Source organism: Bacillus cereus group sp. BfR-BA-01356 (assembly GCF_022663635.1).
Classification (GTDB): Bacteria; Bacillota; Bacilli; order Bacillales; family Bacillaceae_G; genus Bacillus_A; species Bacillus_A cereus.
In genome coordinates, this window is the sequence record NZ_JAKUFX010000027.1 from 15,064 (window position 1) to 27,763 (window position 12,700).

A 12,700-nucleotide genomic window follows, 5' to 3' on the forward strand; every position below is an offset into this window, starting at 1 on the left:
TAAAGGTCAATAAAAAAGTTGCATTTATGCGATTTATTTTGTTGCAAAAATGCAACGATATATATATAATAAAAATACAAATTAAAGGAGATGAAACAAATGAACGTTGGTGAAAGAATCAAAAAAAGAAGAAAAGAATTGGGCTTGAGTGCCGATTTTGTTGCTGATAAACTAAACGTTTCCCGTTCAACTATATTTAGATATGAAAAGGGAGATATTGAAAAACTCCCTACTTCTATATTAGAGGACATATCTAATATTTTACAAACAACGCCCGCATTTCTAATGGGGTGGGAAAATGAACAAAAAGGTATTGGTATCGGTCATTACCAAAACGTTATCGGTCCAGCAATTAAATATGTAAGAGAATTTCACAAGATATCAATTTTCGAATTAAGTGTAGCAACTGGATACAATCAATTCACTATTAGCGGGCACGAAAATAGAACTATTCCTCTTGACGAAATTGATATCCGTAAATATGCTGAAACTTTAAAGGTATCGCCTCAAACATTTTTTACAATAGCTGAAAAACTCGAGAACAGGGCATCAATTACTGACGATGATGTTTCAGGGATTATTCCTGTAAACAAGGTTCAGAAAACAAAGGATGATTCTCATATGGTAATCGCAGCTCACATGGACGATAACTTAAGTGAAGACGAATTACAAGAAGTAATGGAATTTATTAATTTTGTTAAAAGTAAAAGAAAATAGGAGTGTTGATATGAACAAGTTGGAAACACTTATAACACAATTCCCAGAAATAACCTTCAACTTTAGTAATAAAATACCTAATTGCTTAAGTGGACTTTGTGTTGGTAATGAAATATATATCAATAATAATCTTAATCAAACCATTGCGGAAAAATATGTAACAGTTAGTGAGGAAATAGCACATTATGAGAAAGGTATCGGTAATATAATTAGACAAGAAACTATCACCGATCGTCAGCAAGAATTACAAGCAAGGAAATTAGGTTGCCTTCGAATAGTTACGATTGATAATCTAATACATTGCTATGAAAAAGGAATCCAAACACCTTGGGATATAGCGGACGAACTGGAAGTTACAACATCTTGCGTTATAGATGCATTTGAATATATCCGGATGACAAAAGGAATATCTTTTTACCATAAAAATTACCTGGTTCATTTCTTTACAGATACCCATATAAACATTCAAAAGTTCTAATGAATTTTATTTTGAATGGAGGAGAAAAACTTGGCAAGTTTTGAAAAAAGAGCAACTGGTTGGAGGTATCGCGTTTCTTATAAAGATGGTGGAAAATACAAAACAAAAACACAGGGTGGATTCTCAACCAAGAAAGAAGCAGCGATTGCGGCCAGTGAATTAGAAAAAAAAATAAGTCGTGGACATAATTTAAATGCGGAAGATAAATTGTTCTCAGAATACATGAGAGAATGGTTTGAGGTATATAAAAAAGGAAAACATAGTCTATCGCATGAAAAAAACCTTTTACAATCTGTAAAATTAGTCGAAGAGCATTTTATTGGTGTCCGTATGAAAGACTTAAATAGAGTTTTATATCAAAACTTTTTAAATGAATTATCTAAAAAACGTGCTAAAATGACCGTCAAGAAAAAACATAACTGTGTTAAAGCCTGTATAAAATATGCAATTGAAGATGGAATTTTGCATAGAGACCCTACTTACAAAGCTATTATACATGGAGAGAACGAAACTAAATCAGAAGAATTAAAGTTCATCAATCAAGAAGAGATGAAAAAAATAGTGGATGAATTACACACAAATTTGACATCGCAATACATTTCAAGATATATAATTCTTTTTGCCATAGCCACAGGGGCAAGATTTGGTGAAATAATGGGGATGACATGGGACTGTGTAGACTTAGAAGAAAGAACGATTACAATCAATAAGACATGGGATTATCGTGATAAGAATGACTTTGGTAATACTAAAAATTATCAATCTGTACGTACAATAACAATTGATAAGGAAACAGTTAGTATGTTAAAAGATTTACAAAAACACCAAAAAGAACATGCTCTGAAAACAGGTTTAAGGAATACTAAAAACTTGTGTTTTATTAATAATCAAATGGAAGTCATAACAAATAACGCTGTAAACAAAGTTCTTAAAAAGATTTGCACAAAATGCAATGTTAAACCTATAACATGTCATTCATTACGTCATACACACGCATCTATACTCTTATACAATGGCGTTAATATAAAATACATTTCAAGAAGACTTGGCCATAAAGATATTGTAATTACACTACAAACATATTCACATGTCTTAGATGAAATGGAACAAAAGGAATCTAGAATCGTTGATCAAACTATGTTGAATTTATTCCAATCAGTTATATAAAACGTGCAAAAATCGTGCAAAAAAATTTCTAAACGTATAAGTTTATTTGAAATAGATAGTTCCTACAAAATTATATAAGCCCAGTTATACCAAGGTTTCAAGAAAAAACATGTAATTATTTAAAAATCTAAAAGCGCGCCCAGAGGGATTCGAACCCCCGGCAGACGTGGTACCGGAAACCACCGCTCTATCCGACTGAGCTATGGGCGCATGAAGATTATGATAATATCAACGGTTTGCCTCCGTCTTGTTTCGATTTGTTCTTACCGAAAGTTTAACGTAGGACACGAACTCCATCGCTTAGGTGTTCGCTTCTTTACATATGGATATTATAGCCTGTCGTCTACCTAATACGCAAGCATAAAAATCTCTTCTATCCTATATATAATGCGCATTCTCTCGCTTTCTTCGTAGTCTTCGTACTCTGCATAAAACAGTATAGAGCGCATTTAGGTGCACGCTAATACGTTAACTTAATTCTAATCGCCTTGTAGTGCATTTCTCGGCGTAACCTTCTCGTTCATAGGCATAAAAAAGAGGTGTAGATACTAAGTCCACGCCTTCGCTTTTATTCTGCGCTCTACGTCGTTTTGCGCAGACTACGAAGAGCGCATTTGAATTTATTTAGCTATAGCTCACATTCTTGTTAAACAAAATTCCGTAAGTAACCTCTTAATCTCCCTATTATCTTTTGTAATTGCATCTATTATTTCATTTTGATAACTCGATAAATTCCCAGGAAAAATCTTTCCATTTTGAAGTATCCATGCTGGCTGCTCTTTACCATCAATCGTTACTGATAACGTTATACTTTTTCGGTCTGCGGGTTGCCCCATTACTCTCGCACTAATATTACTCATTTTTATTCACTCTCCCTCTAAGATCATTATAATCTGCACCATATTTCTCAAAAAAATCAAATAACGCAAGTTCAATGACGTCTTGTTTATGTACACGATACCTATTTGCAAAGTCGTCCAGAGCCGTTCCCACCCCTTTATTCATATTTATCGTCTTCCTAACCTTCATCTGCACTCCTACTTCATTCTTAATTCGATTATACAACTCATTAATTGAATGTACAGGCTCATCTTCCTTGAATAATGCAGGCTCATTGCCGTTAGATATAACATTTACAGCCCTTTTAATACTCTCCCATTCGATAAGTAAATTCCGTAGACTATTCTTTTCGTTTTCAGTTAATATGGTAGGTGCTTCTTGAAAGTTCATATAATCCCTCTTTCTTTTTTGTTCCCTTTTAATTATAATGTTTCGCAATTTGCGAAATGGGCATAAATTTAATATTTTTTCTTTCATGTATCCAACGAAAAAAAGAGAGTGCAACAAATACGCTACACCCTCACTTTCGCTTCTCGTTAAATCCCCCTTGCTCGTTGTTTTTGGCGCTGTAATCTCGCCAATTCCTCTGCGATTCTTTGTACATCGGCTTCCTCTCGAACTTGCATTCCGTTAATTTCGAAGTGGTTACTGATAGTAGTTCCGCCGCCTTCGATTTGGCTTTGCTCCTTAATTGCGCTCATAGCCTTACCACCGTTGAACGTTCGAATCATGTTGAATAGATTCGCTTGCTGCGCTTGTGTTAATACCATTTCGTTTTTGAGTAATCGTACGTCTACTTCATCGAATTTCGGACGGTTAGGACGTTGTGCGACAGGTGAACCTCCATTATGATACTTAGGTCTAATAGAGTTTACAGTACCGCCATTATGTCGCTTGTCTTTACTGCCGAATACGGATTCCCATACCTTAACGAATACGTTTTTCTCTTCCGATTTCGATGCTTGACGACTTAGCTCTAGTACCTTAGACATTGCGCCGCCTGTTTCCGCATCTACTTCCTTTACTTTCTTTTCCAGCGCTTTATAGTCCGCTTCTGAAATCTTTCCGAGCGCATTTGAGTTGTCGCCTAGAATTGGTTTAGTTTTCTTCTCTTCCGCCTTCCTGTTTGTCTCGTTAATCTTAGCGAAAGCGTCGATAGGATTGCCGAGAATTGGCTTAACCTTGCCCGTCTCTATATCTCTGTTAGTTTGTTGTATTTTAGCGTTTGCTAGCGTCGGGTTTCCGTCGATAGGCTTAACTTTCTTCTCTTGCGCCTTTAGGTTTGTGTCGATAATCTTAGCGTTAGCTAACGTTGGGTTAAGGTCTAGCGGCTTCGTCTTACCCTCTTCCGCCTTCGCATTCGTATTATCTATCTTCCCGTCGGCTGCCGACGTATCAGCGTTAACCTTTTTCGTTTTCTCTAGCTCTGCGAGTCGGTCTAAGATGCTGACCTCTTCTTTAGCACCTTCAGTCTCCGCATTAACCTTTTTATCAACAGGTTTATCTAAAACCTCTTGTAGTTCGCCCGCCTCTCGCTTACCATCACGTACTGTCATATTGAAGTTTTCTTGTTCGCTTTTATTTTGTTCGATAGCGCCCTTTAACTCTCCATACTTGCTTACATTTTGGTTAGCTGCGTCTAACTGCTTTTGTTGCTCTTCACTTAAACCACCATTCGCACTCTTAACTTCGTTGAGTTTGTTAATCTTTTCTTGCTCTCCCGCAATAGCTGCGTCGATTGCTTCGATTTCCTTACCCTTTTCGTAGTTAATGCCCGCTTGCGCCATTTTAATAGCTGAAATTTGGTCGAATGATGCGTTCCCCTTTTGTAACGCTTGTTCCGCTAAGCTTACTTCTGCTTGTTTCGAGTAGATTTTCGCCTTGTGTTCTTGTAGCTCTTGCTTAGATGTATTTAGCTGATCTTTGGCTTTATCTACGATTTGCTGCTGTAACGCTATCTGTCTTTCTGACCCGTTCTGTCGCACCTTTGCCAAGACTTCCTCACGAGTAGCAAGGTTAGATTGCGCCTCTTCTACTTTTTTAACTTTGTTTGGTGTATCGTCGATAAGGTCATTTACTGTCTTTATCGAATCCTTGTACGTTGTTAAGTCTTTATGTAGATTTTTCATAGCATTAGCTTTCTGTAGCTCTAACTCTGCTTCTTTCGCCTTGTTTAACTCCTCTACATACTGGCGTGCAGCCTCTGTACTTGTAGCAATGGCTTGCCCTCTATCGTTGAACGAGCGAGCTGTCCCCGGTGCTTGTTCTATAACCTTATCCGAAAGTTCGATAGTCTTTTGAATTTGGTCGTTATTTGCACCGCTCTTTTGTATAAGCGCATCTAGTGCCTGTTGGATTTCTTGTTTAGCTCTTGGGTCTGTTGCACGTTCTAAGTCCTGCTGTAAGCTGCGGTATTTTAAAAGCTCTTCGTTGCTTAGATTCACCTTACTTCGAAGATTGTCATACTCGTCTGCCGTACTTTTTAACCCTTCGCTCTGTTGGTCTAGCGATTTATAAGTATCGAAAGATACCTCTTTAAACTCTTCGGTTTCCTTTTTTACACCAACGAGAACACCCGTTAACGCACCTACTGCTACTGAGATACCCGCAATCCATGCTGTAGCTGGGTTACTTATTAGAGCCACACTAAGCGCACGTACCGCCGTAATAGCTTTAGTAACACCTACCGCAAACAACGCTACACCTGCTGCCGTGCCCGCTGCGGCTAAACCTGCGCTTACCATTTGCGGGTCTAATTTTGCTAGTACATCTACGAAACTAGTAGCACCCTTTACTAAACTAGTAAATGCTGGTAGCATTTTCTCACCGATTCCGATAGCTAAACCTTCTGCGGCACTCGTAAGCTCTGTCCACGCACCTTTTAAAGTGTCTTGCTGAATTTTCGCTACTCGTTCGGCTGTGCCTGCGCTGTTTTCTAAACCTTTCGAGTACTCACGTAAGCCCTCTTCGCCGACTTTTAATAAGGCTACGAATCCACTCGCTGCCTCTGTACCTACTAAGTGGGCTGCTGTAGCTGTCTTTTGTGAGTCCGTCATGTCCTTTGTCTTTTCGTTTACTCGCCCTATAATCTCGGGTAACGGAAGCATATTTCCGTTCGCATCTTTAACGCTAAGACCTAGCTTTTCGAACTCTTTCTCTGCTGCACCTACTGGGCTATTTAACTGTAGTAACGCTGTACCTGCCATCGAACCTTGAATACCTGCGTCGGACATCTTCGCTACTGCTGTCGCCGTATCTTCCATCGAAATACCTAAACTTGCTGCTACTGGCGCTACGTACTTCATAGCGTCACCTAACATTGGTAAGTCGGTGTTTGCGCTTGTCATTGTTTTTGTAAGTACGTCTACGGCGTGTCCTGTATCATTCGCCGAGATTCCGAACCCAGTCATGATATTGGAAACGATATCCGCACTTCGTCCTAAATCCAGTTGTCCCGCTGCCGCTAAGTTAAGTACTGCGGGTAATGCCGCTACGGAATCTTTCGCCTTGAATCCCGCCATTGATAAGAAGGAAAGACCTTCGGCTGCCTGTGTCGCACTAAATTGAGTGCTAGCCCCCAGTTGTTTAGCTGTATCAGATAGTAGCTTGAACTCTGAATCTGTCGCATTACTAATCGCCTTTACACGAGCCATACCTTGCTCAAAGTTCGCTGCTGCTCCGACACTTGCGCCGATAGCCGCTACCATTGTCGTACCTACTACGGCACTAGCTGTAGCTAACTGCGACATACCTTGCGCTGTTGATGTAGCACCTTGTCCTAACCCTCGCATATCGTTTCGGGCTTGTTGTACCCCTTGTCTAAACTGCGAGTTATCGAGGACGAGCCTAGCCCGTACCTCACCCGCATTTGCTGCTCCTGCCATTTAGTTTCCCCCCTGTTGTTATGTAAATTCCTCATAAAAAAGAGCGCTCACAGCGCCCTCTATTCGCATTAATCCGTTTTCAGTCTTGCAACTACTCCTTGTAACTCTCGAACTTTAGATAATGCCTTTAGTAGCACATCTTCTGTTACTGTTGCCCCTTCGTCATATAAGATGATTTCCGCAACATCTAGATAGTCACTATCGTCAATATACTCTCCACTAGACAACTTATGTCCGATTCTCTCGATAGTTACTGCGTTCTCTAAACTTAATAAGGTTTTCTTTACCTCTACCATTATTACTCATTCCTTTTCGTTAGTTATTTTTTATATTAAGTCGAGAACGCCGCCGATTAAGTGCGACGCTTCCCGCCTTTGCTTCCCTGTATTGTGATAAACATGTCGCATAAGTCGTCATGTGTTTTATGATCTTTTTTCATACTCGCTCGCCTCCCCCGTCTTATTCGCTAAATAAGTCGTGTCCGAATCGCTTATGATTCTCGATTTTCTTTTCGACTAATGCGGCTGTGTCTGCGTGGTCTTCGAAGTATTTAGCAGGTTCATTTACGTATTGCCCCGCAGTATGTCCAAGATTTTCCGTAATAGCCGTTTGTACTTGTCCGACTGCGAATGATGCTGAGCGCATATGATTAATATTATCTAGCTGCTCTTTAATTTGGTCGAAGTTCGGTACTTGCGATGCATTCGTTAGTTTTTGGCTCATACCTAATAAGAGCGGGCGAATATGTGGCAAGTTTTCACCTTTGCCGACTAGTTCCGCTAGTTGCCCCGTGAAATAGCCCTGTAATTCATGTGCTGTCTTGCCGTTCTTGCTCGCTACATCTACCATTCTCTCTAGGTATTTCATAGCTGTATCTTGATTAGGCGCTAGTAACACCTTTGTTTTTAAGTCGCTGATTTCAGCATCATATAAAATACGGTCGGCTTCGTTGAGGTCTTCGAATTGTGGCGTTAATAACGCTCGTGTTTGCTTCTCGGCTTCGTCTAATAGCGCATTATACTTGCTTCGGCGGTCTTTCATTTCATCTAAGAATACGTGTGTTGCTACTTTCTTAATTCGTCCTTTTCTTGCTGCCTTACCTTGCTCTGTCAGTTCTTGATTTTCCCCTGTCTTGCGAATTTGCTCGTTAACTCCGCCATCTGACATTAGTAACTCACGTACGTAACTCGCTGTACCTGCTTTAATATCTCGTGCCTCGTGCATTAGTTCTACCGCTGTTTTTGTATTTGTCATTTTTTTCATTTCTCCTTTGTTTGTTAGTTTAGTAGTTTATATAGCTTCTTTCCCATCGTTTTAAAGATTCGCTTTAACTTTTCTCGTGCCGATTTTTCTTGCTGCGTCGCTTTCCCCTCATCACTAAAAAACTTCGCATCTATGGTAGCTAGGTCATGTATAATTTCCTCGCATTCCTTACATTCAGATTCCATTTGTACTAATACATACGCACTGGAAAGTGCTTCTTTATAGATAATGTCACTACAGGTATGCAAGTCGTATGCGATTGGCTTTTCTCTCCCGCAGCTCCCTTCGACTATCTCTGTAATCTTTCCAGCCAGGTTCGTGATTTCTTCCACCAGTGTTACTACTTTTCCGACTGTACGTCCTTTGTCATGAACGTGCGTAACAAGTAAAGATACGCCTTTATAACTAATAATGTCCGCCCTTACTAGCGGTCGACTAGTTCGATTTATCTGCATACCTGTCTTTCCTTGTATCGTGTCTTGGATAACATCATTAATCATTGTTTAAATCCCTCCTTTCCCTTTGCACTACCGTCTTTCCTTGTATTTGTAGTTCGTACGGCTACTTGCGCCCTAACTGAATCTTTTAGCGCTTTTAGCTCCTGCTCGTACATGAATGCATCTATTTTCGCAAGAACCTCGTCACCTAATGCCGTTCGTATTCTTCTCACACTATCTTTATTTGGGCTTTGTAAATTATTCTCCCATCGAGTTACTGCGAGCTGATTGACTCCTACCATATCTCCGAACTCAGTTTGAGTTAAATCTAGTAGTTGTCGTGTAAATCGGATTGTTGCAGCGTTCATTCCTATCGCCTCCTATCTCTGCGTATAATTTATATGGTTAATATGTAAAAAAAGTAACTAGAGATGTCCCTCTACTTATTTGTAGATAACATAAGGTGGCGCCAACGAATTTAGTGTTAGCGCCCGAGTACTTTTGGCATAAAGCTGCTTTAGACAAGGGTACTATCTCCCTTCACTTATATGTACGGCTGCCAGTGGTTTTCTTGCATAGTGATATAAACTTTTTTAAGCTTTTTCGTAGTGATCCGCTTTGCCCTTACAAAGAGATAGGCGCAGCTAGTCGTTTATATTGGTCACTTTTCTGTAAATTGGCGGTATAATCTCTTAACCTCGCTTTCTAGCGGGTTATTTAATACGCCTCTATCACATACATACGGACTGATTACGTAACCTCGTCCCTTAACGCCAGTCTTCGCACCGCTTACCGATATCATCGCCCCGTCATTAATAAGCGTTGATAATAGATTGCGTGTCGAGTTGCTTGCGATTCCTAAAATCTTCGCTATATCACAAGAACTTAGAATCTCTACGTTTGACGGCTCGAACTCTTGCGGATTCTTGCATAATACATATGTATCCTTATGTGCGTATGGCATTAGTTTGAAGATAGCGCCCGCTTGTCGGTCTGATAGTTTCGATAGAAGTTGTTTTGCTTCTTCTTTGTACACCTTCGTAAAGTTGACGAATGCGCCGCCAGTGTTTCCGCATCTTACTAAATCCTCGTTTATATAGTAGAGCGTTGGGCGCTGCGAGTTATCACGAATGACCGCACCGATCTTTTCTAATTCTTCTAGCGCTTTAAGAGTCGATTTCTTACCTCGCTTTAGTAGTTTCTGCATGTCCTTTGTTGTTAACGGTCGAATGCCGTACTTACCTCGCCCAGTATCGTGCATTAATAAACCACCCGCATTCATTTGCAGGTATAATGATAATTTGAAGAAGACGCCTAGCTGATTAAGTGTTACATGATTGTATCGCTCTCCTTCGTTACCATTAACCATTACGAAGCGGCGTGTGTCTTCCTTACGTGACTCTTTGTATCGAATCGCATCTAGTTCGGCTTGTGTGCGTACTCTTTGAGCCTCTGCAATCGCTACCGCCTGTTTTAGTACTGTTTGCTGCGCTTCTGTTAGTCCTTCGATTGAGCTGCCGTGTACAATGGCGCTTACTTCTTCGAATAGATTGCCTGTTTTCTTCATTGTGTTTCCCCTCTCTCGTTGTAATTGAATGTAAACTTGTCACTTATTTGACACCTTCGCCATTGAATTTGTCACTTATTTGACTCCTTCAAAAATCGACTTCAACCTTAGAGCCGCAAGCGATGTAAACAGATTCGCCTATCAAAGTACTCTGTTATCTGTGTGGATAACGAAACATCTTTTGACGCAGCAAATACATAGCGTCACGGCTCCTTAACGTCGCCGATTAACGTTGTGGGTAATGCGTTTAATTAAAAAAAGATCCTACGCAGTAATAATTGATGTGAGAGCTAATGCGAATCACTCGGAGCGAAGCGCCGATATATCTTTTATCGTTTTAACCCTTACACCGAAATAGGCGCACTAAAGTCGCTGTATTGGTATCTTGCTGCGATAATATAGACACATTGAGTTTAGAATTTTGCATACGAATTTTTTAGATGTGAGGATTACGGCATTATAGAGAGACTCAGGTAAACGTGAGGACGGCACTAATGACTGCGCTGAGATTCGAAGTGCTTCGATAGGTAATGTGCTAGAGGCATGCGTTAGGTGTTAGCGACTGTTACGCCCTGAGTTCAATTTTTGTATTCGTAGTTTTAGTACGGCTGCTGCTGGGGTTGTTGGTGGCAGCATGGGGAGATGAAGCTTTTTCGATTGGGTGTGACACCGTGACGCCGTGGCTTGTCTTCGCTCAAACTAAACGCTAGCCACCACAAACAAGCGCTACTTTCCTTCCCTTCAATTTCAGACGCAGAAAACAAACAAAGGAAAACAACTTCGATAACATTTAATAACTTTCAATGCGTTTCAATCAAATGAAGCACAACGAAGAAACAACTTTAATTATCTTTTATTTAATTACAATTAACTTCGCTAGACTTCGCAGCTCAATCGAAACAAAGAACGAATCAAGAAAGACAACGAAAAACTTCACGAACTAAATGCGATTCAATTAAAGAATTAAAGAAAGATCATAAAATGAAAGAGCGCAGCAATACTGCATGACTACATACCATACGATACCTATAGCGATGCTGTGTGCCGTACTGGTACACCGTGACGTGTTAGCCTGCTGGTATATAAATGTGTCTCCTGTATCCTGTGACGTGCCTAGCGTTGTGACTATACGCATTAAGTAACATTGATAGAATAGAAGTAGCGTGACATATAACGTCTGTGTATGTCAGTATAGTGCGGGCTGTTACGTCGGCTATGGTATCGGGCTATTGGTCTATAGTGCGGTGTGTTGGTCGAATAGGTGCGGCTATGTGTGGCGGTGTATTAATGAGAAGACATGTACAAGGGTATTCGTATTCAAGTGTAATAGTGGGTATTGTCCTAGGTCATAAAGCTCTATTTATCGAATGTATGAATTTAAATAAAAACTTACATTCATTTCATTGGATTTATTGACTTTATGTAAAAATAGCGGTAATCTATAAATAACTTAAAAAAACGTACATTCAAAACACTGATTTTACTGAGATTATAAAGGGCGGGATTTTGATGAATCAAATTAAAGATGTGCAACCTATTCGCAGCAAAGAACAAATAGAGGATATGAAGTGGTCACTTAAGCGTCACTGTTCGGAACGTGACTACATTATGTTCCTAATCGGATTAAATACAGGGCTGCGTGTCGGTGATTTATTAAAATTAAAAACTAGCGATGTTAAACGTAAGAAAAAAATTATCATTCAAGAAGGAAAAACGAAGAAATCCCGCACAATTAGCCTTGCAAATATTTACGATGATGTGCAGACATATGCGAATACAGTCGATTCAGAATGGCTATTTCCTAGCCGCAAAGGCGATAAGCCTATCACAACAACGCAAGCCTACAGACAGCTAAATAAGGCGGCTGAAATGGCAGATATTACGGAAGGTATCGGTACTCATACAATGCGTAAAACGTTCGGGTATTGGTTCTATAAACAAACGAAAGACATTGCGAAACTGCAAGCAATCTTAAATCATTCACACCCACAAATTACGCTTACTTACATCGGGATTACCGAAGAAGAGATAGAGGATAGCTTAAATCAGTTCGTACTATAAACAACAGGGCGCTAAATAAGGCGCTCTTTTTTGTTGTATCTGCGTGACCCCATGAGTTTCAAACCCCCCCTCCAGCAGAACGAGCAGCAGGTGTAGCCGCCATTCACAGCGCCACACACACGCCAATCTGACGATATTTCCCCCGTGGTATCGCTTATTTTGTAAATAGATGTAACTATTTATGTTACATAAAAATCAGCGTAAACACTACAGTCGCAAGGAATTCGCTATTTCATCGAAAAAAATCACACGAGTTTACATTGAGGTTAGCGCCAACGAAATGTTT

14 protein-coding genes and 1 tRNA gene are annotated in these 12,700 nt (G+C 40.0%); 6 read left to right on the top strand and 9 right to left on the bottom strand.

Annotated elements, in window-relative coordinates:
- Positions 1–99 precede the first annotated feature (99 nt).
- From MR168_RS12070 to MR168_RS12080, 3 genes are read left to right on the top strand one after another with little or no spacing between them, the layout of a single operon-like run.
- Positions 100–717, top strand: a complete 618-nt coding sequence (locus MR168_RS12070; protein ID WP_242291290.1) for a helix-turn-helix domain-containing protein — start codon at positions 100–102, stop codon at positions 715–717.
- Positions 718–727: 10 nt separating this feature from the next.
- Positions 728–1,195 carry a hypothetical protein gene (locus MR168_RS12075; RefSeq protein WP_242291291.1) on the top strand — a complete coding sequence of 156 codons (468 nt, stop codon included), beginning with the start codon at positions 728–730 and terminating at the stop codon, positions 1,193–1,195.
- Positions 1,196–1,225: 30 nt separating this feature from the next.
- Positions 1,226–2,362, top strand: coding sequence for a site-specific integrase (locus MR168_RS12080; RefSeq protein ID WP_242291292.1), 1,137 nt, complete (start codon positions 1,226–1,228; stop codon positions 2,360–2,362).
- 134 nt (positions 2,363–2,496) lie between these two features.
- On the opposite strand, the gene MR168_RS12085 is transcribed toward MR168_RS12080, so the two are convergent.
- The 9 genes from MR168_RS12085 to MR168_RS12125 form a co-directional block, all read right to left on the bottom strand.
- Positions 2,497–2,572 (bottom strand) — tRNA-Arg (locus MR168_RS12085).
- A gap of 425 nt (positions 2,573–2,997) precedes the next feature.
- On the bottom strand, positions 2,998–3,222 hold the full coding sequence (locus tag MR168_RS12090; RefSeq protein ID WP_086412833.1) for a hypothetical protein: 225 nt from the start codon (positions 3,220–3,222) through the stop codon (positions 2,998–3,000).
- Positions 3,215–3,592, bottom strand: coding sequence for a hypothetical protein (locus MR168_RS12095; protein WP_086412832.1), 378 nt, complete (start codon positions 3,590–3,592; stop codon positions 3,215–3,217). Before MR168_RS12095 ends, MR168_RS12090 begins: the two co-directional genes overlap by 8 nt.
- Before the next feature lie 146 nt (positions 3,593–3,738).
- Complete coding sequence (locus tag MR168_RS12100; protein ID WP_242291293.1) at positions 3,739–7,086, bottom strand: phage tail tape measure protein; 3,348 nt, start codon at positions 7,084–7,086, stop codon at positions 3,739–3,741.
- A gap of 68 nt (positions 7,087–7,154) precedes the next feature.
- Positions 7,155–7,382: a hypothetical protein gene (locus tag MR168_RS12105; protein WP_086412830.1), complete on the bottom strand. Its 228-nt coding sequence runs from the start codon at positions 7,380–7,382 to the stop codon at positions 7,155–7,157.
- Positions 7,383–7,545: 163 nt separating this feature from the next.
- Positions 7,546–8,340, bottom strand: a complete 795-nt coding sequence (locus MR168_RS12110; RefSeq protein ID WP_086412829.1) for a hypothetical protein — start codon at positions 8,338–8,340, stop codon at positions 7,546–7,548.
- A 23-nt stretch (positions 8,341–8,363) separates the two neighbouring features.
- The gene (locus MR168_RS12115) at positions 8,364–8,849 is read right to left on the bottom strand and encodes a hypothetical protein (RefSeq protein ID WP_086412828.1); all 486 of its coding nucleotides are present in this window, start codon (positions 8,847–8,849) and stop codon (positions 8,364–8,366) included.
- Positions 8,846–9,154: a helix-turn-helix domain-containing protein gene (locus MR168_RS12120; RefSeq protein WP_086412827.1), complete on the bottom strand. Its 309-nt coding sequence runs from the start codon at positions 9,152–9,154 to the stop codon at positions 8,846–8,848. Before MR168_RS12120 ends, MR168_RS12115 begins: the two co-directional genes overlap by 4 nt.
- A gap of 293 nt (positions 9,155–9,447) precedes the next feature.
- The gene (locus MR168_RS12125; RefSeq protein WP_086412826.1) at positions 9,448–10,353 is read right to left on the bottom strand and encodes a hypothetical protein; all 906 of its coding nucleotides are present in this window, start codon (positions 10,351–10,353) and stop codon (positions 9,448–9,450) included.
- An 803-nt stretch (positions 10,354–11,156) separates the two neighbouring features.
- Here MR168_RS12125 and MR168_RS12130 point away from each other — a divergent pair.
- The 3 genes from MR168_RS12130 (at position 11,157) to MR168_RS12140 (ending at position 12,414) form a co-directional block, all read left to right on the top strand.
- The gene (locus MR168_RS12130; RefSeq protein WP_236093386.1) at positions 11,157–11,297 is read left to right on the top strand and encodes a hypothetical protein; all 141 of its coding nucleotides are present in this window, start codon (positions 11,157–11,159) and stop codon (positions 11,295–11,297) included.
- A 250-nt stretch (positions 11,298–11,547) separates the two neighbouring features.
- The gene (locus tag MR168_RS12135) at positions 11,548–11,769 is read left to right on the top strand and encodes a hypothetical protein (protein WP_242291294.1); all 222 of its coding nucleotides are present in this window, start codon (positions 11,548–11,550) and stop codon (positions 11,767–11,769) included.
- Positions 11,770–11,862: 93 nt separating this feature from the next.
- On the top strand, positions 11,863–12,414 hold the full coding sequence (locus MR168_RS12140) for a tyrosine-type recombinase/integrase (RefSeq protein ID WP_242291295.1): 552 nt from the start codon (positions 11,863–11,865) through the stop codon (positions 12,412–12,414).
- The last annotated feature ends 286 nt before the right edge of the window (positions 12,415–12,700 follow it).

Coding starts and splice junctions, on each gene's coding strand:
- MR168_RS12140 (WP_242291295.1), top strand. CDS start 11,863: ATGAATCAAATTAAAGATGTGCAACCTATTCGCAGCAAAGAACAAATA.
- MR168_RS12125 (WP_086412826.1), bottom strand. CDS start 10,353: ATGAAGAAAACAGGCAATCTATTCGAAGAAGTAAGCGCCATTGTACAC.
- MR168_RS12115 (WP_086412828.1), bottom strand. CDS start 8,849: ATGATTAATGATGTTATCCAAGACACGATACAAGGAAAGACAGGTATG.
- MR168_RS12070 (WP_242291290.1), top strand. CDS start 100: ATGAACGTTGGTGAAAGAATCAAAAAAAGAAGAAAAGAATTGGGCTTG.
- MR168_RS12095 (WP_086412832.1), bottom strand. CDS start 3,592: ATGAACTTTCAAGAAGCACCTACCATATTAACTGAAAACGAAAAGAAT.
- MR168_RS12090 (WP_086412833.1), bottom strand. CDS start 3,222: ATGAGTAATATTAGTGCGAGAGTAATGGGGCAACCCGCAGACCGAAAA.
- MR168_RS12120 (WP_086412827.1), bottom strand. CDS start 9,154: ATGAACGCTGCAACAATCCGATTTACACGACAACTACTAGATTTAACT.
- MR168_RS12130 (WP_236093386.1), top strand. CDS start 11,157: ATGCGTTTCAATCAAATGAAGCACAACGAAGAAACAACTTTAATTATC.
- MR168_RS12105 (WP_086412830.1), bottom strand. CDS start 7,382: ATGGTAGAGGTAAAGAAAACCTTATTAAGTTTAGAGAACGCAGTAACT.
- MR168_RS12110 (WP_086412829.1), bottom strand. CDS start 8,340: ATGACAAATACAAAAACAGCGGTAGAACTAATGCACGAGGCACGAGAT.
- MR168_RS12100 (WP_242291293.1), bottom strand. CDS start 7,086: ATGGCAGGAGCAGCAAATGCGGGTGAGGTACGGGCTAGGCTCGTCCTC.
- MR168_RS12075 (WP_242291291.1), top strand. CDS start 728: ATGAACAAGTTGGAAACACTTATAACACAATTCCCAGAAATAACCTTC.